This window comes from uncultured Flavobacterium sp. (assembly GCF_963974175.1).
In the GTDB taxonomy this organism is placed as follows: domain Bacteria; phylum Bacteroidota; class Bacteroidia; order Flavobacteriales; family Flavobacteriaceae; genus Flavobacterium.
On sequence record NZ_CAXBBR010000001.1, the window covers coordinates 482154 to 508517 of the forward strand.

Genomic DNA, 26364 nt, shown 5'->3' on the forward strand with positions numbered 1-26364 from the left:
CAATAAAATATAAAAGTCCCGTGTCATTTTATAACGACACGGGACTTTTGATTTTACCCCACTTTCAGCGAGGGAATTCTGGCACCAAATTGCGTCCAAACACGCCAAATTGACAAACTAAATCGACCTACCATCATGCGTTTCTAAGCAATCGTAAAAAAGTAAAAAATAGACTAAGTTTGCAACTTCAATATCCCGTTGAAAAGATTTCTCTAAGTAGAAGAACTCTCAAATCTTATCTTTTAAATACTATAACAATGTCCAAAAAAATTATTGGTATTCACGAAAAACCTTCCATATTGGAAAGCATACCTCTCAGTTTTCAGCATCTTACCGCCATGTTTGGTGCAACTATATTAGTTCCGATCTTACTGGGTGTTGACCCCGCTATTGCCTTATTGATGAACGGAATTGGAACTTTAATCTATACCTGGGTAACCAAAGGTGGTATTCCAGCTTACTTGGGATCGAGTTTTGCCTTTATTGCTCCTGCTTCATTGATCATTAGCAGTTATGGCGGTTTTGGACAAGCACAATCTGGATTTATATTTTTCGGCTTGTTCTTTGTCGCAATCTCTTTTGTTGTAAAAAAATGGGGCATAAAATGGATCGACGTAGTAATGCCTCCGGCAGTAATGGGTGCAGTCGTTGCGATCATTGGATTGGAATTAGCTCCCGTTGCGGCGCAACAAGCGGGACTTGCACCATGGCCAACGGACATAGGTAGCGTTGTAGCTCCTTTTGTCACGGACAGTACTGTGATACTGGTTTCGATGTTTACTTTGGGTATCGGGATTATAGGAACTGTATTGTTCAGAGGCTTTATGCAAGTGATTCCAATTCTCTTTGCCGTGGTTGCAGGCTATTTTCTGGCGCTCTTCATGGGATTAGTGGATACTGCCAAAATCAGTGAAGCAGCCTGGTTTGCTCTACCTAAATTTCAAGCTCCAGTTTATGATATAAATGCCATCATTATTATTGCTCCTGCCTGTATTGTAGTGTTAGCCGAGCACATAAGTCATCTGATCGTCACGGGTAAAATCACCAATACTGATTTAATGGAAAACCCAGGTCTTCACCGCTCTTTACTCGGTGACGGAATCAGTAATGTTTTATCTGGTATGGTGGGTTCGCCTCCCAATACTACTTATGGTGAAAATATAGGCGTCATGGCTATTACTGGTGTGTATTCGGTTTGGGTAATCCGTGGAGCAGCACTTTTGGCAATCGCTTTTTCGGTTGTCGGGAAAATCTCTGCCGCTATATCTAGCATTCCAACTCCAGTAATGGGCGGAATAACCATGTTGCTGTATGGCGTAATTGCAGTACAAGGTTTCAGAATGTTTGTGGAACAAAAAGTAGATTTCAGCAAAAGTAGAAATATGGTGTTAGGTGCTATTACATTTATTATCGGTGTCAGCGGCGCCAGAATAACTCTTGGAACTGTTCAGCTAAAAGGGATGGCTTTTGCCGCTATTGTTGGTGTATTGCTGTCGTTAATTTTCTGGCTATTAGATAAGATTGGTGTAATGAACGAAGAAGCTTAACGAATTACTTGTTTTTTATGTTCTAGAAAGAGAAAATCCACGTACTTCGCTAGCTTGTTACTTTTGCATACAATCAACGTACATCACCAAATCTAATTAAACTAAAACAATAAAACCACTCGAGCTGAGTGGTTTTCTGTTTTTATAAAAGTATGTGATTATGATTGATTATATAGTTACATCTCCATCATATCAATATGTCTGTCGTGGTATCCTAATAAATATAAAACACCGTCTAAGCCTAAGCTAGAAATAGAACTTTCTGCGCTTTCTTTTACGGTCAACTTTGCATGAAAAGCAATTCCTAAACCTGCTAAATTCAACATCGGTAAATCGTTAGCTCCATCTCCAACGGCAATTGTTTGGTTGATGTGGATGCCTTCTTTTTCTGCAATTGCACTCAAATATTCGGCTTTCTTTGCACCATCTACGATTTCGCCCAGATACTTCCCCGTTAATTTACCATCTATAATTTCTAATTCATTGGCATGAACATAATCAATCCCCAATTCTTTTTGCAGGTATTTACCAAAGAAGGTAAACCCTCCTGATAAAATAGCCGTTTTATATCCGTAATATTTTAGAGCTTTCATTAAACGATGCGCTCCTTTTGTAATTGGCAAATTTTCAGCGACACCTTGTAGTACTTCTTCGCTTAAACCTTCTAAGAGAGCCATACGTTGTTTAAAGCTTTCTTTAAAATCAATTTCGCCATTCATCGCCGCTTCTGTAATGGCTCTTACTTGCTCTCCTACACCCGCCAAATCAGCGAGTTCATCAATAACTTCGGTTTGGATTAGTGTAGAGTCCATATCAAAACAAACCAAACGTCTGTTTCTTCTAAACATATTGTCTTCTTGAAAAGAAATATCCACATCCATAGTTCTGGAGATTTCCATAAAACTGGCCGTCAATAAAGCCTTGTTCTCCATAATACCTGACACAGATAACTGCACACAAGAACGAGGATATTCTTCTTTAACAACAATAGAAGCTCTACTGGTTAATCTTTTTATGGAGTCAATATTCAAATGTTGGTCGGACATTATTTTAGTCACCGCAGCAATTTGTTTAGCAGCCAATGTTTCTCCCAGAATATTAATGATATATCGTTGTTTGGATTGTGTTTTTACCCAGCTTTCATAATCCTCAATAGTAATGGGAACGAACTTTACTTTAATCCCTAATTCATATCCTTTAAACAACAAGTCTTTTAAAACGGGAGCAGAAGTAGAACCTGCTTCAATTTCGAATAAAATCCCTAAAGACAGTGTTTCATGAATATCAGCTTGGCCAATGTCTAAAACAATCGCATTATAGTTAGCTAATACTGCTGTTAAGCCAGCTGTAACACCTGGTTTATCCTGTCCAGAAACTTTTAATAAAATAATCTCTTTGTCTTCTGTTGCCATTTTATATCTCTATTGATTTAGAAGTAACAAAAATCGGTAATCTATTTGTTTATAAAAAAGAATCCCCTTCCTTTTTTCAAACAATAACAAATAGTTCAGATTACCCACAAAAAAACCCGCTCAATTGAATGAACGGGCTATTGTTTTTGAGAAAAATGCAATTTCTATGAAGCAATTTCTAATCGCTTCAATAAATTCTTATTTAAAGTTTCTATCGCATAGTTCTTATCAATTTCTAATACTTTAGTATCTGAACTTGGTAATTCATACATGGCATCTGTTAAGACCGCCTCACATAACGAACGCAATCCACGAGCTCCTAATTTGTATTCTAATGCTTTATCAACAATAAAATCTAACGCTTCGTCAGTGATTGAAAATTCAACCTCATCCATTAAAAACAATTTTTGATATTGTTTGATTAATGCATTTTTAGGTTGAGTCAAAATCGCACGTAGAGTTTCTCTGTCTAAAGGATCCATGTGTGTTAATACCGGCAAACGACCAATTATCTCAGGAATCAATCCGAAATCTTTAATGTCTTTAGGGATGATGTATTGTAGTAAATTCTCTTTATCAATATTATCTACATTTTTTGATGTAGAATATCCAACGGCTTGACGATTTAATCTTTTAGAAATAATTCTTTCGATTCCGTCAAAAGCACCACCGGCGATAAACAAGATATTTTGAGTATTTACCTCAACAAATTTTTGGTCTGGATGCTTACGTCCTCCTTTAGGCGGTACGTTTACAACTGTTCCTTCTAATAGTTTCAATAATGCTTGTTGCACTCCTTCACCAGAAACGTCACGGGTAATAGACGGGTTGTCGCTCTTACGGGCGATTTTGTCTATTTCATCGATAAATACGATTCCGCGCTCTGCTTTGGCAACATCATAATCCGCTGCTTGAAGTAAACGTGTCAAAATACTCTCTACGTCTTCTCCTACATAACCTGCTTCTGTCAATACAGTTGCATCAACAATAGCTAAAGGAACGTCAAGCATTTTAGCAATTGTTTTAGCCACTAATGTTTTACCAGTTCCGGTTTGTCCCACCATGATGATGTTACTTTTTTCAATCTCTACCTCATCGTCCAGTTGCTGTTGCATTAAACGTTTGTAGTGATTGTAAACCGCAACCGACATTACTTTTTTAGTTTGGTCTTGCCCGATTACATATTGATCTAAGAACGCTCTAATTTCCTTTGGTTTCTTTAAAATAAGATCCCCAACTAATTTTGAACTTCCGCTAGATTTCAATTCTTCTAAAACAATTCCATGTGCCTGCTCAATACATTTATCGCATATGTGCGCATCAATTCCAGCAATCAATAAATTGGTGTCTGGTTTTTTCCTTCCGCAAAATGAGCATTCTAATTTTTCTTTCGCCATCTTTTATTGTTTAAAGTTTAAGCGTTTAAAGTTTAAAGTTACCTTGGCAACCTTAAACCTTACGCTTTAAACTTGTAACTATTTTATTATCCTCTTCTTAAAACTTCATCAAGCATTCCGTATTCTTTTGCTTCGTCAGCAATCATCCAATAGTCACGTTCGCTATCGTTATGCACTTTTTCAAATGTTTGTCCTGAGTGGTGAGAGATAATTTTATACAACTCATCTTTCAGTTTCAACATTTCACGCAAGTTGATTTCCATATCAGTAGCAACACCTTGTGCTCCTCCAGATGGTTGGTGAATCATTACTCTTGAGTGTGGTAATGCGGAACGTTTTCCTTCGGCACCTGCACATAACAATACAGCTCCCATAGAAGCTGCCATTCCTGTACAAATTGTAGCAACGTCTGGCTTGATGTATTGCATCGTGTCATAAATCCCTAATCCTGCGTAAACACTTCCTCCAGGAGAATTCAAATAAATTTGAATGTCCTTAGAAGCATCAGCGCTTTCTAAGAATAACAATTGTGCTTGAACGATATTTGCAATTTGGTCATCAATTCCTGTTCCTAGGAAAATAATTCTGTCCATCATCAATCTCGAGAAAACATCTAATTGAGAGATGTTCAACTGGCGTTCTTCAATAATATAAGGAGTCATATTAGTTGGGTTCATTGCTGCAACGATTTTATCGTAATACATGGCATTTACCCCGTGATCCTTTGTAGCAAACTTTTTAAATTCTTTACCGTAGTTCATATTTTATTTGTTCTAAGTTTTACGTTATATCTAGTAGCCTTCTCTAATGCAAAGGTCATACCTCTTTATAAATGATGTCAAACTGTCTTATTTTTAGCCCAGGTAGCAGTGAAAAGCTTTTTGAATTCCGGTTTTTAGTTTTTTTATTCTTGTAAAGCGACCAAAGGAAGCTCTTGCTAGAATTTTAAAAACTAAAGCGGAAGAAAAAACTTGTAACGCATAACTGGATTAGCTCCCCAAATTAATTGAAATAAAAGAGCGCCAAAAAGAATTTTCCTTTGACGCTCAAATATACTTAATTTTTTAGAAATTATTCTCCGTAAGACGCAGCAATAAATTCGTCGTAAGTAACTTCTTTAGTTGTTGGATTTGCTTTTTCTTTAAACAATTCTAACAATTTTTCTGCTACAACTTGATCAGAAAGTCTTTTTACTTCGTCTTGGTTAGACAATACTCTCGCAACAATTCCTTGAACTTCTTCGTCCGTTGGGTTTGTTTGTCCGTATTGTGCCATTTGTTGACGGATATTTTTTGTAGTGAAAGTTTTCAAGTCTTCAAAAGTGATTTTGATGTCAGATTGAGCCATTGCTCTACCTTCGATCAATTGAAAACGCAATCCTTTTTCAGAACGCGCATATTCAACCTCAGCTTCTTCAGGAGACAATTTTTTCTCTCCTACAGTTTGCAACCATTTTTTAAGAAACTCTGAAGGCAAATCGAATTTTGTGCTTTCGATTAAAAATTCAGTAACATCTCCTAATAATTTTTGGTCTGCTTGAGTTGCAAATTGAGTTTCAGCATCTTCTTTGATCTTAGCTTTCAATTCGTCAAGAGAAGCTACTGCTCCTTCTCCGAAAAGTTTGTCAAACAACTCTTGGTTTAATTCAGCCAATTCAGTTGTATTGATCGCTTCGATTGTAAAATCTACATCCACAGCAAGTGTGTGAACGTCATCATGACTTACTTTCATCACGTCCATCAATTGATGTGCGTCTTCAAATAAACCGTTAGTATTTACAGTAACAACGTCACCTACTTTTTTCCCGATGAATTTATCAGCAGTCGCTTTGTCTTTGAAAATATCCAAAGAAACAGTCGTTCCACTATTGATTCCTTTTTCTTCGTTTAAGAAAGTTCCAGTTAAATCAGAACCTGCTACAACCACTTCTTGAGGAACTGCAGTACCAAATTGTTTTTGGATACGCTCAACTTGACCGTCGATTAATTTAGCATCAGCAGAAACTACATATTTCACGATGTCGTTTTTAGCCTCTAAGTCTAAAACGAAATCAGGAACTAGTCCAATTTCGTACTCAAAAACCAATTCTTCAGCATCCCAAGAAAAATCTTCGTTTACTTTAGGAAGCGGAGTCCCTAGAAGGTTTAATCTTTCAGCTTGTAAAAAACGCTCTAAAGCTAAATCAACCACTTTAGTAACTTCTTCTACTTTTATTGCTTTACCGTATTGTTTTTCAACAAGATCTTTAGGCACAGCCCCTTTTCTAAATCCTTTAACGGTAGCCAAAGGCATTTTTTCGTTTATTCTTTTTTGTACTTGACCTTTGTAATCCATGTGTACAACTGTTATTACAATCGTCTCGTTTACAGCGTCTATTGCTACTCTTTTGATATCCATCTTCTTCTTTACTTTACATTATAAATTCAGAGTGCAAAATTATAAAATTTTTTGAAGCCATCCAAGCTTTTTAATCCCGAACCTTCACCGTTGAATTCCAACCCATTCTAAGCCTAAAAATCAACGGCTTTTGCTTGTTTTGGGCGTGCCCCTTCCGCTTGCTTCGTCGTTCCTCCTTGCCGCTGCGGGTCAGGCTGTTCGTTCCCGCTTTTATTGTTTTGCCCTGCGGGACAAAACAATAAAGAGCTCCACTTCCATCCTTCACGCGAGACAAAGTAGTCATCAACAGAAACTCCTTCAAGAATTTATCAGATAATTAGTATATATTTGATGTGCTTAGCTATTTAACATCAGGAACATAAAAATCAACTACTTAATGAAGTACAGTAGAAAACAAATTTCAAAAGCTGGAGAAAAATTAGTTACATCTAAATCAGAAAATGATGTAGAAGAAGCGTTAAATTTAATTAATAACTGGAGAACAAATCATTTACATCCTTTAGTAGTGTTAAAAAACAGCTTATTAAGGCTGTTGACGAAAAATAGAATCGAGCCAAATTTGGTTTCACAGAGATTAAAACGGTTAACTTCCATAGAATATAAATTAGACTTGAATCCAAGTATGAGATTAGGAGGAATGCAAGATATTGGAGGATATCGAGCTGTACTAAAAGACGTTAAAGATTTAAGAAAATTAAATGATGCTTTAAGTTCTCAAAAGATGGCTCATAAACTTGAAAAAGTTATGGATTACGTTAAAAATCCTAAAAATACTGGATATCGCAGTATACATTTTATTTATACCTATTCTTCTACAAAAGATATATACGACGGCTTAAAACTTGAATTACAAATAAGGACAAAATTACAGCACAATTGGGCAACAGCAGTTGAAACAGCGGGTATAATTACAAAGACTTCTTTAAAGTCTAATCAAGGTCCTGATGAATGGCTTGATTTTTTCAAAATTGTTAGCTCACTATTTGCACTTAAAGAAAAACTTCCCTTAATGGATGATCATTCCGAATTTACAATGGAAGAGCTAATGATAAAGTGCTATAATTATTGTGAGGAACTTAATATTTTAACTAAACTGAAGGCTATTCGTGTTTCAACTAATAAGATTGAATCTGATAATTTTCCTGGTGACTACTATTTATTGAACATAAACATAATTGAAATGTTTGTAAATATTCAAATCTTCAATAAAAATCAGTTCGAGTATGCTACTAATGAATATTTAAAACTTGAAAAAACTATTAACGAGAATGAAAATGCTGTCGTTTTGGTTTCTGCAAACTCTATTAAAACATTAAAAAAAGCTTATCCTAGTTATTTTTTGGATACTTCAGAGTTTATACAAGCAATTGAAAAAATGAATTCTAACTGTAAAGAACGTAAATACGTATAAAAACGTTGGCTAACAGCACCCCTGATGACGCGAGCGTCTCGCTCGTGAACACAAAGCTTAAAAAAGAGGAACAAGAAATTTAATTAATTAATGAGTATGCTACTTTTAAAATAATTAGCAATTGAGTTTGATTATGGGCACGAGCGAGACGCTCGCGCCAGCTGCGATAGTAAATCTCATAAAGAAAATTCCCAATTGTCACTCGCAAATTAAAAAATAAAAACCCGATCGCTCGGATATGCACTAACGACTGTGGTAAAACTGCCCGATCGGATGTTTTTTTCAAAAATAAATTAAATCACTTTTATTTTCCTTACAACGATATTTTTCCTAAATTTATACTAATCAATACACTATATTATTATGGGAAAATTTGTAATTACTAAATCGGAAAATGGATCGTTCCATTTTAACTTGAAAGCAGGAAACGGCGAGATCATTCTGGCTAGCGAAGCATATAACTCTCGAGCAGCCTGCGAAAACGGAATGGAATCTGTGCGCAAAAACGCCTCGGAAGACGCGAACTACGACCGCAAAGAATCGTCCATCGGAAAGCCGTACTTCAACTTGAAAGCAGCTAATCATCAGGTCATCGGAACGAGTGAAATTTATTCAAGCGCGGCATCAAGAGACAAAGGAATTGAATCGGTTAAGAATAATGCTGCTGAGGCAACAATCGATGATCAGACAGCCTAAGTTGATTTTACAGACTTAAGTTCATAAAAAAACCGATCGCTCGAATATGCGCTAACGACTGTAGCAAAACTGCGCGATCGGAATTTAAAAAAAAAATAAAAATCCAGTAATTAACAAAGAGTTTCTTTTGTACTTTTGAAGTATAATTCGAATCAAATAAATTGACCAAATATTTAAAATATCTCTTTTCTCTCTTTCTGGCTTTTGGTCTGATGGTGAATGATGGTATTTTAGATTCTCGCTCAAATACAACCCCTTACGATCAGATTTCGTACCTCACGATTAGAAAGGATTTCAATAACTCTAAATCATACCTTTTCAATCAGATATTTTCATCTGAGAAAACTTCATTGCCAATTCCTTTGGCACAGCTGCAGTTGGAAGATATTTATAGTCTTCAAACTAAAGTGCTACTAAAATTGCGAATTGTCCTTTATCAAAGCATTAGTGCAATCAATGCACAACAGGTTTTTCTGAGTAAAATATATACTTCAAGCAATCCTTATTCCAGTTTATACATAGCCTAGAACAGATTTTATTTTCTAAGCATTTATGCAATTCAATGCATAACGATGATAAAAAAATGTCTAATCATTTATCATTTACACCATGTATAAACACAACAATACAACACGTTTAGAGTCCTCTAAACGACCTACTCTATGGATGAAAAGAAAACTAATGCTATTTATTACCGCCTTTATGATAGGAATGTCAAACGGCATGAACATCGGAGATGAATCTGTCCTCAGAAAGCAACACCACACGGAACAACAAGACAAAAAAGATTGACATTGAAATTTATAAATAGCTTGTGAAATACCTCGATATCTTTCTCTTACTGAGTAAAACGAAGCTTCGAATCAAAAAACTGCTTACTAAAATTAAAGAAACTGAACTTCTGTTTCTTGTTTTCCATAAATTAAAAAAGGGGAAATGTTTTATCATTTCCCCTTTTTAATAATCAAATATTCAATACTAACATTAATTTGTAATCGTAATCGTTCCAAACATAGAACCATGAAATTGACAGTTGTAATACAGCGTGTTTGGTGCATTCATAGGAACAGTAAACGTAATTGATCCTGATACCGCCCCATTATTTGTAACTCCAGAGTTGTATGCATTAGCAGTTCCCGTACCTTGAACAGAGTTCAAATAGAAAGGGTGCCCTGCAGCAGTCACATTAAAAGTATATGTACTTCCCCTTTTAAACGTAAAGTTTGGATTATTAGAGTTTGTAAGCCCTTCACCGTTAAAAACATAAGCCGTAGTTCCACTAGCCGTAACATTATATGTTTTTGCTTCCGCACTTCCCACGTTTGAACCTATATTTCCTTGAGCAACAATAGTGGACAAACCAGCACCATCATTTAAATGAACATTAACGTATGCGTTACGAGTTAAAAACTGAGTGTAGGTGATTGCAGCACCGCCCACTAAAGCTGATACTTGCGTTTTGCTAATTCCGGTAGTTCCATCTACAGGATTCAAACCTGCAATGATATTACCTGTTGTAGCAATATTATTCTCATGAATGTGCGCAGGATGACTTCCTCCTGCAGTAGTACCTACAAGTTTAATAGTTACTAAAGTAGTTTGATTAACTCGTTCAGCGAATTCAACAGTACCACTAATACCTGGAACGTCTTTTTGGGCTAAAACATAGCTCATTTTTTTACCAGTTAATTCATTTTGACCTATATCACCTTGAGCTACTAGGACACTCAATTCAGTCGCGCTTTTGTGAAAATTAATATATCCATTATAAGCAAGTACTTGATCGTATCCGAAAGCGCTACCGTTATCTAACTTAGCCACATTAGTTGTGCTAATTCCAGTGTCTCCATTCACTGCATTAAAGGTAAATGCAATTCCTCCTCCTTGCGCAGCTGTGTTTGCATGGATGTGACCTGGATGTAAACCGCCAGCAGGAGTATTACTCAACTTTACAACGGCCAAAGCTTCGCCATTCACTCGTTTGTAAAATGTCGCAGTACCAGATATTGCTGGAACAGCAACACTTCCCAAAGGAAAAACTTTAGAAACTCCAGTAAGGTCGTTTTGTCCAATGTCACCTTGCGCAACTAAAGTGCTTAATTTGTCGGCACTCAAATGAACATTTATATATCCGTCAAAAGCAAGTAACGCCTGGTAAGTAATGGCACTACCATCATTAAGTGTTTTAAAAGTGGTTGTACTTTTTCCAGTGGTTCCGTCCACTGCTTTCAAGGTTAATGCTATTGCGCCTCCCTCAGCAGCAGTGTTAAGGTGTATGTGTGCAGGATGAGAACCTCCTTGAGGAGTATTTTGTAATTCTAATTCTATACTTAAAGTCGCATCACTGTTTTCAATGAACTTAGCCGTTCCAGATATTCCTGAATTCCCAACTGCACCAAGATCGTAGACTTGTGAATTGACTATCGTTACCATGGGAGCATCATCCTTACTACAGCTACTAAAGAGGAAGGGAGTCACCATCACAATCGCTAAAATGCTTTTTCTAAAATTTCTCATTTGTTTAAGTTTTTCTTATTAATGTTAAACAAATATAAATAAACAAAAGCTTGATTTCCTAATTTATTTAATAAAAAAGGAAAGGAAAGGATTTAAAACAGAATGAAAGTAGGTAGCGATTTTAACCTCAGAACGCGACATCACACAGAACAACAAGGGAAAAAAGATTGATTTATATCTTTTTATAATAGCTTGTAAAACAAACAAATACCTTTCTCTTCACGAGGAAAAACGAAGCTTCGAATCGAAACACCGCTTAATAAACTTAAAGAAACTGACCTTTTGCTTCTTGCTCCCCATTAAAACAGAAAATCAATATTCTGTCTAAATAATTGTTATATTTGAGGGAATGAAAAAGGATGATACTTGTAAGACTAATCTGTATACATAAAAGTAGATCAGTCGTATTTGATCAGACATATCCACAAATTACACACAATGCTAGTATGAAAAAAATCCTCCAATTAACACTCCTGACTTTTATACTTGGATGTTCTCCAAAAATTAAATCAATAACGGAGTACACTAACAACGAAACCAATTCAACTATAAGTCGAGTTGTAGAATTTGATAAAAATGGAAATAAAATCTTAGAACGAAACTTTGGAAATGTAAGAAGCAATAGAATTGTCAGTATAGCGTATCAGAACGGGAAAAAAATTAAGGAAACCGACTGTGATTATTTCGAAAAACAAGATACTTGCGTAGTTAGACAATTTTCAGTTTACGAATACGATCTAAAAAATAAGATGAAGACACAGACCAGGTATGAATCGGATTCAGCGGTACGATTCATTCGAAAATATCATAAAACTGGAAATCTAGAAGTCATAACGACTAACAGTTGGGAAATGTTTCCAACTAATAATCCAAATCCAGAAAATGCAATGAAACTAACTGATTCTGTATTTTACGATTCAAAAGGAAGAGAAATTAAACGACTTCATTACAACGAAGACCTCAAAGAGCCTTGGACAGAAAAATTTCAGTATTCTACTAATGGTTACACAAAAGAAATAGCGGGAACTAGAATGGACACAGTACAATTTTATGAATATTCAAAACTTCAAAAGCTAGCCAATAAAAAACATATTGACTTCGAATTTAGAGATGCAACAAATTATAAATACGAATTTCAACGGTACTAAAATCGATTTCACTTTAAAGTACGATTAAACTAAAAGAATAACAAACTCATCCACTTTTTACATACATTTCCGTTAGACTTAATACCAACAAAACCGCTGGCAATCCTATAAAATAAATCTAATTAACGTAAATTGCGGTCTATCTAAAGATAAAATCATGAAAGACAATAAAATGCTAAATTATATAAAAGAAGTATTAAAAAATATGCCAGCTGGCTGGTTGAGTACAACAACGCATCGACTAGATATTTATGACGAAAAACTGGCTAAAACGCAATTCTTAGATCAGTTTGAAGCCTTATACAATAACAATAATTCGGAATCTTCAGCTTTAAATGCGTTACCCACTGCTTACGACTATATTCGGCTAGGACATCCTTTATCATGTGTACTTGAATGGTCAATTGCCAAGGTAAATAATCTAAAAGCAGAAAATGTCATCAGTTTTGAGTCAAAGACAGTCCCTGTTTTGGCAGTGCTAAGAAAAAATTTATTAGATAATAGAAATACCCAAGTCCTATATACTGGTGAACTACCTGATTTTTTTGATGTTGATGTAATAAAAAATATCTACGGTTATCATTTTGATTTAAAACATATTGAGAATACAGAAGCTATTCCAGTATTTAATGGCAGTACCGTTTTAATTTCGAAAGAAGAAAAATTTGGTGTAATTGACATTCCTAATGGTGTTGATTTTTTCATCAGTCTTCATGGTGACTTAGGAAGTGTTTTATTTGTAAATGGAGAGAAAAACGAAAGTTACATTTCAGATATTCAGCATGTAAGAAGAAGAGAAACCATTGCAATGACACCTGCTGATTCTCTTACGGCTTTGAAGTCATTAGTAGCACAATCTCTTATTGAAACTACAGAAAGTAATATTGAAGCAGATAAAAAAGCAGTCTTAGATTCGATTAAAACAATTACGAATTCGAGTACAAAGCCATTAGTTGCTTCTAGTGGATTATCTATTCAGTATGCGATTTTAATGGGGTTAATTCATGATGCCGTTGAAAAACATAAAGGAAAAGCGATTAAAATCATTGTCCCTCCAAATTGTTATGGAGGAACAAACGACCAAGCACGACGTGTTGCTGCTTGCATTGACAATGTTGAAATAGTGGATTTACTAGTGGATGGTGACAACGACATGGTGCAAAGTATTGATACTGTTTTAACCCAAATTGCTAATGAAGATGCAGTTCCTTATATCATTGCTGAGATTCCAACAAACCCAAGAGTTGAAGTGCCAAATCTTATAGATTTAAAAAATGTTTTAAGTCAAGAACGCAAAACGGCTGCCGGCACAATAGCGATAGATCCCGTTTTTATTTTAGATCAAACATTTTGCCCCAATGTTCACTTTTTAGGCGAAGAGGATATTCTTGCAACTGTTAGAACAATTTCATTTGCTAGTGGGTCAAAATTCCCTAGTGGTGGGCAATGTACTGCTGGCTACTGTGTAGGAAATAAAAAAACGGGTGCTTTGATGGGAAAAATAGCCTTGCATCTAGACCTATGCGATAATGAGGCTACAGCTTTGCAATATGAAATACTAGCCAAACAATTGCCTTCAATGAATCAAAGAATCGTTGATGCTTATAAAAACACACGTGATTTTGTAAACTTTATCAAAGCTACTTTACCCGAGGCAAAAATTAATTTTGTTTCAGAAGCATTAGCAGAGCAAGGGTTTACCCCTTCTGTTTTCTCGTTAGATCTTCCTACTAAGGGGAATACTAACGAAGAAAAAGAAGCACATAAAAGAGACTTGAATTTAAAATTAATCAATTTGATGATTACAGAAATCCCTAATGAAAGTAAGTTCTGCGTGAGCTACGGACAATTAAAAGGATGTTACTGGACCATACCTGCGACATCTACTCAAGGGACGACTAAAGAAGGTGACAAAGATTATATTGTGCGTGCCTCACTTTCTCCTAATATGGATCTTGAACTACATAAAAAAGTCTTTTTGAAATTTGTTAAAAGCATGTAAAACATGCTATAAGCCGTTCCGTCTTACCCAAAGACTTCTCATTCTAACCGCTAACATAGCGAAGGAAAAAGAGGAACCTTGAAGTCAAATATTTAAAAAACTTTAGAATTAAACTCAGCTGCTAAAAGCCTCCTGACTTGACCTTTTAAAAAATCATCTTATAAATTACAAACACCATTAGCTCTTATGATATAATGGTGTTTTTTTGTTAATTGTATTTCGTATTTTGCAACAGCATTTAATAGTAAAATAACAATATGAATACAACTCATACCGATATTATCATAATAGGAGCAGGCTTATCCGGTATAGGGGCTGCCTGTCACTTGTCTCGTAAAAACCCCAATAAAACCTATGTTATTTTAGAAGCAAGAACAGAACTTGGCGGTACCTGGAGTTTGTTTAAATACCCCGGTATTCGCTCTGATTCTGATATGTATACCTTTGGCTATTCCTTTAAAACGTGGGAAGACCAAAAGTCTTTCGCTGACGGACCTTCTATCTTGAAATATATAAATGAAGCCGCTGACGAATATAAGGTACGCGATCATATCATCTACCAGCAGCGTGCTCTTTCTTATAACTTCGATACAAAAGAGAAATTATGGACGGTAACTACTGTAAATACTGCAACAGCCGAAGAAACGGTTTACACCTGCCAGTTTATCTTTAGTTGCAGCGGTTACTATAATTATACCAAAGGGTACACCCCCGAATTTAAGGATCAAACCAGCTTTAAAGGAGAAATAATCCATCCTCAAAAATGGCCTAAAAACTTAGATGTTACTGACAAAAAGATCATTGTAATTGGTAGTGGAGCGACTGCTGTCACCATTGTCCCCGAGCTTGCCGCTGAAGCCGCACAGGTTACTATGCTGCAGAGATCGCCAACTTATATTGCTGCTTTGCCCAATAAAGACAAGATTGCCGCTCGATTGAAACGCCTATTCCCAAAAAAACTAGCGTATCGATTGATCCGCTATAAAAACATTTTATACACTATTGTCTTTTTCAATCTCTGTAAGTACTATCCTGAAAGAATGAAAAACTTCATTATAAAAGGTGCTAAAAAAGGTCTAGGTGACTTTCCTGTCGACCCCCATTTTATACCAAATTACAATCCATGGGAACAACGTTTTTGCATCGCCCCAAACGGAGATTTTTTTAGAGCTATCAGAAAAGGGAAAGCATCAGTAGTTACTGACCATATCGATCGTTTTCTAACAGATGGGATTTTATTAAAATCGGGGGAGACACTAGCTGCCGATATCATCATCACGGCAACAGGACTTGATTTAGTGGCGTTTGGAGGAGTGAAAATTCAATTAGATTCAAAGCCATTTGATGTTTCAAAATCTTTTGTCTACAAAGGCCTAATGTTAAGTGATCTTCCCAACTTCTTTATATTTGTTGGTTATACCAATGCTTCTTGGACTTTAAAAAGTGACCTTACCAGTGAATATATTTCTCGCGTATTGAAGTACTTGGACAAACATAATTACAAATCTTTACAGGCAAAAGTAACCGAGACTAATTTAAAACCAGTTCCATTACTCAACCTGAACTCTGGATACATTACAAGGGCAGCCAATATGCTTCCCAGTCAGGGAAATAAAGCCCCTTGGCGCATATACCAAAACTATATTCTGGATTATAAAATGCTTAGACTGGATGCCGTTAAAGACAAACGAATCAGCTTTTTTAAATAAAGGCTGTTAAAAAACCTTCGAATATCATATCAAAATAGTATCCTTAGTTAACGATAAGTAACTTTCTAAATGAACCGCATAAAAACCATACTACCTATAATTGTCGTTGCTCAGTTTTGCTGTACCTCTCTTTGGTTTGCAAGTAATGCTGTGATGAGCGACTTAGTAATCAATTTTGGTCTTACTGAATCTGCAATTGGTCACTTAACCTCATCCGTACAGTTTGGTTTTATATTAGGAACATTAGTTTTTGCAGTATTAGCAATAGCAGATCGCTTTTCTCCTTCCAAAGTATTTTTGATAAGTGCACTCCTTGGAGCGATATGCAATTTAGGCATACTATGGGAAGGCAACACTTTGACTACGATGCTCTCTATCCGCTTTCTAACTGGCTTTTTTCTTGCTGGAATCTACCCTGTTGGAATGAAGATAGCCGCTGACTATTTTGACAAAGGGCTTGGTAAATCGCTGGGGTTTTTAGTAGGCGCTTTAGTAATTGGTACCGCATTTCCACATTTATTAAAAGGGTTAACAAATTCATTCCCATGGAAACTAGTGATACTCACCACTTCTTCCCTTGCCGTTCTGGGTGGTTTGATGATTTCCCTTTTCGTTCCTGATGGCCCTTATCGAAAACAAAGCCAAGGCATTAACTTGTCTGCTTTCTTTGGTATATTTAGGAACCAAAACTTACGTTCTGCTGCCTTTGGGTATTTTGGTCACATGTGGGAGTTGTATGCTTTTTGGGCATTTACACCATTAATGCTTAAAACATATAGCGACTTACATCCAGAAACAACCTTTAATATTCCTATTTTGTCTTTCCTCATTATTAGTATTGGCGGACTTGCTTGCATACTTAGTGGCTATCTTTCTCAGACCTTCGGCGCAAAACGAATTGCATTTATATCACTACTACTGTCTTGTACTTGCTGTCTTGTTTTTCCTTTTCTATTTATAGTTCAATCAGCAACTCTCTTTATTACTTTCTTACTTTTTTGGGGAATGGTCGTCGTTGCTGACTCTCCACTTTTATCGACATTAGTCGCTCAAAATGCTCCTGCAGAAATAAAAGGAACCGCCCTTACAATTGTGAATAGTATTGGCTTTGCAATTACAATAATTAGTATTCAATTAATCAGTGGATTGAAAACAGTAACAGATACAAACTATATTTATATTTGTTTAGCTATTGGTCCTATTTTAGGATTATTGGCGTTAAGCAAAAAAATGGAATAGATAATTTAGTGGGATTTAAAAACACTTTCGCCATCAACAAAAAAGCCTCGAAAGGTTTAATTTTCGAGGCTTACTTTATGTTTTTAAGAGGTAAATTGAAATTAATTTACAAAATCAAATGGCGAAGTCAACTTTCAGAAGATCTGAATTGCAACCTGCAAATATTGTAGCCCGTAGCGGAATCGAACCGCTCTTACATGGATGAAAACCATGCGTCCTAACCGATAGACGAACGGGCCTTTATTCTCTATTCCAGGTGCAAAAATAGAACTATTTTTGAGATGTGCAAAACCAAATCCTACAACCAGTGATAATAAATCAGCATTTTTCTATTAGCAAATTGTAATTAATTCATAATTAGTACTTAGCACAAAAAAGCAATACGAAAAAAAAATCTATAAAAACAACAGCGAGACACAACGCAAAAAAGCTATGACATCACATCATAGCTTTTCTTATTTTTAAAACATGCGCAGCGCACTTGTTCCATTTGTCTGAAGTTTACTAATAACCATGACTTTAACCATTCATAGTCTTTTGACTTCTAATTATTAACAAATTCAAGCTACTTTTTATTAGCATCATTCATCATTGGCATTCCTTTGCTATCCATCATTTTCATGCTTGATTGCATACATTCTTTACTCATCATACCACCTTGTTGCATCATTTGCATCATGGCAGTCATGGTTTTGCCGTCCTTCATCATTTCACCCATCATGGATTGCATCATTTCTGGATTAGCCATCGTCCCGTGCATGAAATTTTTTGTCATCGTACTGTCTTTCATCATCATTTGCATATCGGTAGATCCCATCGAATTGCCCATCATCATTTTATTCCCTTGCATCATTTGCATAGCATGTGGATTATTTTGCATTTTCCCCATGAATTCTGTCATAAAATCATGATTATTAGCAATGGCGTCAAAAATTTCAGTCCTTGATTCCGAGTTTTCAAGAATTGCTTTACTGTCCGTTTTTTGGTTACAACTGCTTAATGCTACCAAACTGATTACCGAAAAAATAATTACTACTGTTCTCATACTATTTGAATTTAATTAAAGATTACTATTTATTAATTAGCCTACTAGTGAAACTCTTGTCTTTTTTTATTTCTTCCTCTGTTAGGTTGTTGTATCGCAGAGTACACTATTTCAAAATCCCTTCCACAACCAATGACCATAATCTGAAATAATTATTTCTATACTTTATATCCGGCTCGTAAATAAATCTACGCTTATCGATTTAAAATCTAACGGACAACCCGCCACCTGCACCGAAACGGTTATCATAGCTTCCCATTACTGAAAAGTTTTTTGAGAACATATACTCGACACCAGCGCTCCAAACAGTATCTGAGGTGTAGTCTTTCGCTACCGGAAGATCATTCACCAAGCCTAAATCCAGTTTGTATTCATAATATCCAAACACTGAAAATTTAGGGAATATCATTATACTTCTTCCTAATGCTATTCGCGGTCTCAATTCATTATCAATTCTCGCATCAAGATTAAATAAATAAGGAGTCAAATATCGAATCCCAACGACTGCCGTGGTCTTGAACGTATCAAAACTATCTTCCTTTTCATTTTCTATGTTTATACCACCAAAAACCCTCAAGTAATCATGTAAATATCTTTCGTAGGTAACTTCTCCCTCCAGGTTTTTGTTCCATCCATATTCCATGGACACGTTAAATTGGTTTCTCAGGTTGGAAGCCGTTAATTGTAAAGCCGTAAAATGAGATGCAGCATCTACCATACCCCAAGAATAATATCTGTTGGTTTCAGCTACTAACTTAGCTACAGGAAACCCTTTCATACGCGTATCTCTTGGTGTATCATAGCTAAAAACTCGTGCCATACCGCCCATCATATGATATAATATATGACAATGGAAAAACCAGTCTCCATATTCATTTCCGTAAAATTCTATTGTGACATTCCCCATTGGAGGCACATTTACGGTATGTTTTAAAGGCGAATATTCTCCGTTTTTATTGATAACTCTAAAGAAATGACCATGTAAGTGCATCGGGTGATGCATCATGGTTAGGTTATTCAATGTTATTCTTGTAACCTGCCCTCCTTCAATTTTTATTTTATCAGTTTCAGCTAGCGGCACACCATTCATACTCCAGATATAGCGCTGCATATTTCCCGTTAGGTTCAACAGGATTTCTTTCACAGGCGCATCAGCAGAATAGTTCGTTTTTACCGGTGATCTTAGGTAATCATAATTGTATTCTGAAAACAGATCCATTCCTTCCATTTTCATTTCGCTTCCCTTCTTAGAATCAGCTACTACCGCATGGTTTTCTTGCATACCATCCATTTTCATTTTCGAATGATCCATTTTCGAATGATCCATTTCCATTCCTTTCATTGTAGAATCTTTGGGCATATCCATTTGCTTGTGCTTCATGTCGTCCATCTTCATCCCTTTCATTTTAGAATGATCCATTTCCATTCCCTTCATTGTAGAATCTTTGGGCATATCCATTTGGTTGTGCTTCACGTCGTCCATTTTCATCCCTTCCATTTTAGAATGATCCATTTCCATTCCCTTCATTTTAGAATCCTTGGACATATCCATTTGCATGCCATATTCGTTCTTTATTTTGAAACGTTCGTCTTTTTTCGGACGGTACTTTATTGCATGAGCTCCCATTTTCATGTCCATCTTCGCCATCTTTTGCATCATGCCAATTTTATCTGGTCTTGGAACAACTGGAGCCGCTAAGGTTTTACCACTTCCTAGAAATGCCGAAGCGGTACCTGAACCATCCTGTGCCGTAATTCTATATTCAATTTTACCGTTTTGTGGAATGGTAACAATGAAATCATAGGCTTCTGCGATTCCAATAAATGTTTTGTTTTTTACAACTGGCACTACGTCTTGACCGTCTGCCGAAACCAGTATTGGATCTTCTCCGCCAAAAGTCATCCAAAAAGAAGTAGAAGCACCGCCATCAATAATGCGCACTCTTATCTTTTCTCCAGGTTTAAAATCGGGATAGTCAACGGACTGTTTTCCATTAATCAAAAATGCAGGATAGTAGATGTCGGCAATATCAGCACCTACCATACGCTGTCTCCAAAAGTTTAATTGCGCTCCGAAGGCACCTCTTGCAATAACTCTATTGAGCGGAGTTGCAGTACCTTTTTTTATTTGATACCACTCTGACCCCCTTTTTAAAGTTCGGAGTACGTTCAGTGGTTTTTCATTAGTCCAATCTGATAACATGAGTACCAATTCTTTATCGTACACTAATGTTTCTTTTTTGGGATGAATAACGATAGACCCATACACACCACTCTGCTCTTGCAGCATGGTATGCGAATGATACCAATAAGTTCCCGCTTGTTTTATAGCAAATTCGTACTTCAGCGTTTGTCCCGGCTTAATAGGCGGAGTAGTCAAATAGGGAACTCCGTCATAAAAATTAGGCAGTATTATACCATGCCAATGAACGGATGTTTCCATATTCATCTCATTCTTTACATAAATAACAGCATACTCTCCTTCCGTAAAATCCAATACCGGACCCGGTATGCTTCCATTTACAGTCATTCCTTTTACCGCCACTCCTGCTTTATTAACTACTTCCTCCCTAATGGTCAGTGTATATTCTTTCACAGGAAGATTATCAACGTTTCCTTCTACTGCCTGACCAAAAATAGATTGAGATACAATCAAAATTAACAATGCTATATATTTAAAAGTATTCATTTTATTATTTTTAATTATTAATCTTCAATGCTATTTTACTTGCGTGATACGTTTTACCGTTACAAAAAAAACGGTTACAAATTATTAATTATTTTTTTTAGGCTGTCTCTGATTTCTGTTGCGATTCCCACAAGTTCAGTATTTTCTACCGCTTGCATAGAAGCTGCCGGATCAACCGCCGAAACTTCTATCTGACCTTTTACTTTTTCCTGAACAATCACATTACATGGCAACATCGTTCCTATTTTATCTTCCGCCAATAATGCTTTGTACGCAAAAGGCGGATTGCAGGCACCCAGAATGGTGTAATTATAAAAGTCCACATCTAGTTTCTTCTTTAGTGTTGCTTTTAAGTCGATTTCTGTTAATATTCCAAATCCTTCCTCTTTAAGCGCTTCCGTAACTTTTACGATTGCATTTTCGAAACTGTCGTTAATTGTTTTACTGAAATAATATTCCATGCTTTTTTATTTTTAAAATTAAATTTATTTTCTTTTTCTATATCGGTGGGCTGTCACTAATAATATCAATGCAAAAATCAATATCGAGCCCCACCAAAACCAATGCATTCCCATAAATGAGTAGCCATCCATATGCATTCCTCCATGTCCTGTATTATCCATAATTTCAAGGTATTAGTGTTAAAAAATTAATGATGGGCTTTATGATCTTCTTTCTTTTCCATTTTTTTATCCATCGCTTTCATTTTACTCTTATCCATTTTTTCTGCCTTCATTTTCTCCATCATTTTCATCATTTCTGGATTATCCATCATTGATTTACACATATCGGACATCATAGCATCATCATTTTTAGCTTTTTCCATCATGCCCTTCATCATACCTTTCATCATATCTGGATTATCCTTCATCATTTTCATCATTTCAGGCATCATACTTTTCATCATTTCAGGATTTTCTTTCATCATCCCCATCATTTTAGCATGGCTTTCTTTCATCATTTCCGGATTATTTTTCATCATGTCTGCCATCATGCCTTTCATCATTTCAGGGTTACCCTTCATCATTTTCATCATTTCCGGCATCATACTTTTCATCATTTCAGGATTTTCTTTCATCTTCTCCATCATTACAACATGATGTTCTTTCATCATCATCATTTTACCGCTTTTGCTGCTCATCAACGCACCCATCATCTCTTTTGACATCATTTCGTCATTGGCGATAGTGTTCATGATTTCGGTTCTCTTCTCTGATTTTGAAAGTACCTGATTTGTTGACTGACAGGAATACAATAGTCCAATTAAACCGAATGCAAATGCAAATTTCTGTAGTGTTTTCATGGTGTTTTATTTAGAGATTAAAATTTTTATATTAAAAATGTACTTTAGAGTATTACAACTTCAAATTTCGCAGTCGCAGTGCATTTGCAATAACGGAAACCGAACTAAAGCTCATTGCCAAAGCAGCAATCATCGGCGAAAGCAAGAGGCCGAAAAAAGGATATAAAACCCCTGCTGCGATTGGAATTCCGAGTACATTATAAAAGAAAGCAAAAAATAAATTTTGATTGATGTTTTTCATCACGGCATGACTCAGTGCTTTAGCCTTTACAATCCCTTGCAAGTCTCCTTTAACCAAAGTTATTTTGGCACTTTCTATTGCTACATCGGTTCCAGTTCCCATCGCAATACCTATATCAGCTTGTGCTAATGCTGGAGCATCATTAATTCCATCTCCTGCCATAGCTACAATTTTACCTTGGTCTTGTAATCTTTTAATTTCCTTTAATTTATCCTCCGGCAGACAACCCGCTATAAACGAACTCAAATGTAATTCGTCAGCGACTGCTTTGGCGGTGTTCTCATTATCGCCCGTAAGCATAATCACTTCGACTCCTTGATTCATTAATTCCTTTATTGCCGCCACACTCGTACTTTTAATAGCATCTGTTATTGTTACATAACCCAAAACCTGAGTGTCTACAGAAATATAAGACACTGTTTTTCCAAGTTTCTGCTCGGCTACTATTTTTGCGGTTAAATCATCTGAAGTTTTCGAATTGTTTTGCTCCATCAATTTTGCATTTCCAAGTGCGACTTTTTTACCATTTACGGTTCCAACTACTCCTTTTCCTGTGATGGATTCAAAGTCTTTCGCTTCTAATAAAGTAACCTTTTTCGCTTTTGCAAAATTGACTACGGCTTCCGCCAAAGGATGTTCGCTATATTGATTCAACGAAGCAATCATTTGCAACAAATCTTCCTCTTTATTTTCAGTCGAAAATACTTTTTCTACAGAAGGTTTTCCTTCGGTAATTGTTCCCGTTTTATCAGTAATCAGAACATTTACCTTATTCATATTTTCTAAGGCTTCCGCATTTTTTATCAAGACTCCAGATTGCGCTCCTTTACCCACTCCTACCATCACTGACATGGGGGTTGCTAATCCTAAAGCACAAGGACAAGCGATAATCAAAACAGCAATTGCATTTATGAATCCGTAAACGATTGCTGGCTCAGGGCCAAATTTTGCCCAAACAAAAAAGGTGATTACTGAAACTGCCACTACTATTGGTACAAAATACTTAGCGATTCTGTCGGCCAGTTTTTGTATTGGCGCTCTAGAACGGCTGGCTGAATTTACCATTTGTACAATTTGCGAAAGCAAGGTTTCTGAACCAATTTTCTCGGCAACCATAACAAAAGATTTGTTCCCGTTAATTGTTCCTGCAATAACAGAATCGTCTGCTTTTTTATCCACGGGAATGGGTTCACCCGAAATCATAGATTCATCGATAGTAGTTTCGCCATCGGTAATTTTTCCGTCAACAGGAATTTTTTCACCTGGTTTCACCCGAAGTAAATCGTCTTTTTTGATATCATGAACAGAAATAACTTTATCGCTTCCGTCAATGACCAAAGTGGCCACCGTGGGCGCTAATTTCAATAATTCTTTTATAGCACCGCTGGTTCTGCTGTGTGCTTTAGCCTCTAACAGCTGACCTAGCAAAACCAAGGTTAGTATCACCGTTGTTGCTTCAAAATATAGATGTACCGTTCCGCTTTCTGTTTTGAATTCATTTGGAAAGAGTTCGGGAAAAAATAAGCCAAACAGGCTAAATAGAAAAGCCACACCGGAACCAATTCCGATCAGGGTAAACATATTTAAGTTCCATGTAATAACCGACTTCCAGGCACGTACAAAAAACATCCAAGTAGCATAAAAAACGACCGGAAGCGACAAGGCAAACTGCACCCAGTTCCAACTCGAGGTGTCCATTATCTTCAGCAACGGATTATTAGGTATCATTTCTGACATCGCTATAATAAAAATAGGCAGGGTAAAAACAACGGCTATTTTCATTTTACGTACTAAGTCAAGATACGTCTTGTTGTCTTCGCTTTCGCTAGGCTCCATAGGTACTAAATCCATTCCGCATATCGGGCAAGAACCCGGCCCTTCCTGGATTATTTCAGGGTGCATGGGACAAGTGTACATTGTTTTCGCGGGAATTAAATCGGGTGCTTTTACCAGATCCATTCCGCAAACGGGACAATCTCCCGCTTTGTCATATACTTTATCGCCTTCGCAATGCATGGGACAATAATATTTCCCTGCCGCATTCTCAGGAATTCCAGCTTCCTCTTTATGATGTTGATGACCGTCTTTGTCTTGTTGATCTTTTGTAGTACCGCAGCAAGATTTCGCAGTCGGCTCCTCTGTAGTTTTTTCTGCAGCAGCTACTGGCTTGCTCATCTCAATAGAATAATCCCCGGCAGCGGCTAAGGCTTCTTGCAATTGTGTAGTCGGAATGTGTTTATCCATTGTGATGGTAGCTACTGGGGGCTCTAACGAAACAATAGCCTCTACCCCTTCAATAGCATTTAGTATTTTCTCCACTTTGCCGCGACAACCATCGCAACTCATTCCGGTAATGGTATAGGTATGTTTCATTTCTTTGCAGTTTTAAATTAACATTACAAATATCCGAATGAGACTACTTTATTTTGTTACACAATTCTGGGTAAGCTTTGTATAATTTACAATTCATCAATCTGTGTTCTCTTTTTATCCTTCAATTGCTTGAAATGGGTCGGGGTAAAACCGGTAGTCTTTTTAAATTGATTGCTTAAATGTGCTACATTACTATAATTGAGCTGAAATGCGATTTCACTTAGCGTCATTTCGTTATAGATTAATAGTTCTTTTGCCCGTTCAATTTTTTGAGCAATAAAATAATGTTCAATTGTTGCTCCTTCTTTTTCTGAAAATAGCTTACTCAAAATACTGTAATCCTGCCTTAAATCGGCGGCTAAATAATTTGACAAATTACTTTTCAGTTGTTCCTTTTTATAATGTACTAAATCGATTATTAAATTTTTAATCCTTTCGACAGTCTTATTTTCCTTATCATCTAACAATTCAAAACCAAGCAAGCTCAGGTTTTTTGACAGCAGTTGTATTTGACTTTCGTCCAAATCAGTTGCAATTTCTACTTCCCCTAATTGTATCGCAAGAATAGAAATCCCCATTTTTTCCAATTCTGCCGAAACTGCCATTTCACAACGACCACAAACCATGTTTTTTATATAAATTTTCACTTTATTATTTTTTGCTTTCGAGACGAATAATCATTTCATTCATTTGCTTAATTTCTCTTTCTTGAGCCTCAATTATATCTTCAGCTAATTTTTTAGCCTCTGGATCTTTAAAATCGACATTACTACTAGTCATAATAGCTGATGAGTGATGAGGAATCATAGCTTTCATATATTGTACATCTCCAATAAAAGTTTGTGTCCTTAATAGAAAAAGTGTTCCAAGAAATGTAGTAGCAGCAAAGACTATTATCATTACATTGACTTTATTATTTGGATACATTTTCCACATCGATATTAACATTGTAATTGCCATTGTAGCAATCATTAAAGTAGTCATATAAAAGCGAGTTATACTATTATAAATGTGACTGAATTCAGCAACATTTAAAAACATGACTAAATACATAACGACAAATGAAACGGCCATTATTAAGGCAAATTTCACATAAGGATTAGTTTTTAAGTGTGTATTATTTTCTTCCATGATTCTATTTTAATTAGAGTTTTTGATTGCTAATCAATTTAACTTTCGGATAATGTCCTTTTTATAATAATTTTAATATCAAAAATACTTTCAAAGCTCATTATAAC

At 36.0% G+C, this 26364-nt stretch carries 22 protein-coding genes and 1 tRNA gene; 9 read left to right on the forward strand and 14 right to left on the reverse strand.

Annotated features, from left to right (window positions below; all coding sequences use genetic code 11):
- Window positions 1–257: 257 nt before the first annotated feature.
- A complete protein-coding gene (uraA, locus tag AAC069_RS02130) occupies window positions 258–1547 on the forward strand; it encodes a uracil permease (protein WP_339918873.1) in 1290 nt (429 codons plus the stop codon).
- A 176-nt stretch (window positions 1548–1723) separates the two neighbouring features.
- Here the strand turns inward: uraA and serB are convergent, their stop codons facing one another.
- The 4 genes from serB to AAC069_RS02150 all read right to left on the reverse strand — a co-directional run bounded on the left by serB (window position 1724) and on the right by AAC069_RS02150 (window position 6753).
- Entirely contained in the window at window positions 1724–2959 is a 1236-nt protein-coding gene (serB, locus tag AAC069_RS02135; protein WP_339918874.1) for a phosphoserine phosphatase SerB, read from the reverse strand.
- A gap of 164 nt (window positions 2960–3123) precedes the next feature.
- Window positions 3124–4356: an ATP-dependent Clp protease ATP-binding subunit ClpX gene (gene clpX, locus AAC069_RS02140; protein ID WP_091083437.1), complete on the reverse strand. Its 1233-nt coding sequence runs from the start codon at window positions 4354–4356 to the stop codon at window positions 3124–3126.
- Between the two features lie 86 nt (window positions 4357–4442).
- Entirely contained in the window at window positions 4443–5117 is a 675-nt protein-coding gene (gene clpP, locus AAC069_RS02145; protein WP_339918875.1) for an ATP-dependent Clp endopeptidase proteolytic subunit ClpP, read from the reverse strand.
- Window positions 5118–5427: 310 nt separating this feature from the next.
- On the reverse strand, window positions 5428–6753 hold the full coding sequence (locus AAC069_RS02150) for a trigger factor (protein WP_339918876.1): 1326 nt from the start codon (window positions 6751–6753) through the stop codon (window positions 5428–5430).
- 376 nt (window positions 6754–7129) lie between these two features.
- On the opposite strand from AAC069_RS02150, the gene AAC069_RS02155 reads away from it, so the two are divergent.
- The 4 genes from AAC069_RS02155 (at window position 7130) to AAC069_RS02170 (ending at window position 9652) form a co-directional block, all read left to right on the forward strand.
- The gene (locus AAC069_RS02155; RefSeq protein WP_339918877.1) at window positions 7130–8164 is read left to right on the forward strand and encodes a RelA/SpoT domain-containing protein; all 1035 of its coding nucleotides are present in this window, start codon (window positions 7130–7132) and stop codon (window positions 8162–8164) included.
- Window positions 8165–8527: 363 nt separating this feature from the next.
- The gene (locus AAC069_RS02160) at window positions 8528–8860 is read left to right on the forward strand and encodes a YegP family protein (protein ID WP_339918878.1); all 333 of its coding nucleotides are present in this window, start codon (window positions 8528–8530) and stop codon (window positions 8858–8860) included.
- A 161-nt stretch (window positions 8861–9021) separates the two neighbouring features.
- Complete coding sequence (locus tag AAC069_RS02165) at window positions 9022–9387, forward strand: hypothetical protein (protein ID WP_339918879.1); 366 nt, start codon at window positions 9022–9024, stop codon at window positions 9385–9387.
- Between the two features lie 82 nt (window positions 9388–9469).
- Entirely contained in the window at window positions 9470–9652 is a 183-nt protein-coding gene (locus tag AAC069_RS02170; protein WP_339918880.1) for a hypothetical protein, read from the forward strand.
- A 192-nt stretch (window positions 9653–9844) separates the two neighbouring features.
- On the opposite strand, the gene AAC069_RS02175 is transcribed toward AAC069_RS02170, so the two are convergent.
- Complete coding sequence (locus tag AAC069_RS02175; RefSeq protein WP_339918881.1) at window positions 9845–11377, reverse strand: hypothetical protein; 1533 nt, start codon at window positions 11375–11377, stop codon at window positions 9845–9847.
- Window positions 11378–11823: 446 nt separating this feature from the next.
- Here AAC069_RS02175 and AAC069_RS02180 point away from each other — a divergent pair, with 446 nt between their 5' ends.
- The 4 genes from AAC069_RS02180 (at window position 11824) to AAC069_RS02195 (ending at window position 17475) form a co-directional block, all read left to right on the forward strand.
- The gene (locus AAC069_RS02180; RefSeq protein WP_339918882.1) at window positions 11824–12525 is read left to right on the forward strand and encodes a hypothetical protein; all 702 of its coding nucleotides are present in this window, start codon (window positions 11824–11826) and stop codon (window positions 12523–12525) included.
- Between the two features lie 157 nt (window positions 12526–12682).
- A complete protein-coding gene (locus AAC069_RS02185; protein WP_339918883.1) occupies window positions 12683–14527 on the forward strand; it encodes a cystathionine beta-synthase in 1845 nt (614 codons plus the stop codon).
- Window positions 14528–14784: 257 nt separating this feature from the next.
- Complete coding sequence (locus tag AAC069_RS02190; protein ID WP_339918884.1) at window positions 14785–16236, forward strand: NAD(P)/FAD-dependent oxidoreductase; 1452 nt, start codon at window positions 14785–14787, stop codon at window positions 16234–16236.
- Window positions 16237–16305: 69 nt separating this feature from the next.
- Window positions 16306–17475 (forward strand): MFS transporter, encoded by a 1170-nt coding sequence (locus tag AAC069_RS02195; RefSeq protein WP_339918885.1) that lies wholly within the window; start codon window positions 16306–16308, stop codon window positions 17473–17475.
- Window positions 17476–17642: 167 nt separating this feature from the next.
- Here AAC069_RS02195 and AAC069_RS02200 read toward each other — a convergent pair.
- The 9 genes from AAC069_RS02200 to AAC069_RS02240 all read right to left on the reverse strand — a co-directional run bounded on the left by AAC069_RS02200 (window position 17643) and on the right by AAC069_RS02240 (window position 26257).
- Window positions 17643–17714: transfer RNA gene (locus tag AAC069_RS02200), tRNA-Glu, on the reverse strand.
- Between the two features lie 326 nt (window positions 17715–18040).
- Window positions 18041–18520: a hypothetical protein gene (locus AAC069_RS02205; RefSeq protein WP_339918886.1), complete on the reverse strand. Its 480-nt coding sequence runs from the start codon at window positions 18518–18520 to the stop codon at window positions 18041–18043.
- Window positions 18521–18722: 202 nt separating this feature from the next.
- Window positions 18723–21209, reverse strand: a complete 2487-nt coding sequence (locus AAC069_RS02210) for a multicopper oxidase domain-containing protein (RefSeq protein ID WP_339918887.1) — start codon at window positions 21207–21209, stop codon at window positions 18723–18725.
- 74 nt (window positions 21210–21283) lie between these two features.
- Complete coding sequence (locus AAC069_RS02215; protein ID WP_339918888.1) at window positions 21284–21670, reverse strand: DUF302 domain-containing protein; 387 nt, start codon at window positions 21668–21670, stop codon at window positions 21284–21286.
- 24 nt (window positions 21671–21694) lie between these two features.
- Entirely contained in the window at window positions 21695–21832 is a 138-nt protein-coding gene (locus AAC069_RS02220) for a hypothetical protein (RefSeq protein ID WP_176980539.1), read from the reverse strand.
- A gap of 26 nt (window positions 21833–21858) precedes the next feature.
- Entirely contained in the window at window positions 21859–22512 is a 654-nt protein-coding gene (locus tag AAC069_RS02225; protein ID WP_339918889.1) for a membrane or secreted protein, read from the reverse strand.
- 52 nt (window positions 22513–22564) lie between these two features.
- Entirely contained in the window at window positions 22565–25126 is a 2562-nt protein-coding gene (locus AAC069_RS02230; protein WP_339918890.1) for a heavy metal translocating P-type ATPase, read from the reverse strand.
- 86 nt (window positions 25127–25212) lie between these two features.
- Complete coding sequence (locus tag AAC069_RS02235) at window positions 25213–25731, reverse strand: AraC family transcriptional regulator (protein ID WP_339919018.1); 519 nt, start codon at window positions 25729–25731, stop codon at window positions 25213–25215.
- A gap of 46 nt (window positions 25732–25777) precedes the next feature.
- Window positions 25778–26257 carry a DUF305 domain-containing protein gene (locus AAC069_RS02240; protein ID WP_339918891.1) on the reverse strand — a complete coding sequence of 160 codons (480 nt, stop codon included), beginning with the start codon at window positions 26255–26257 and terminating at the stop codon, window positions 25778–25780.
- Between the last annotated feature and the right edge of the window lie 107 nt (window positions 26258–26364).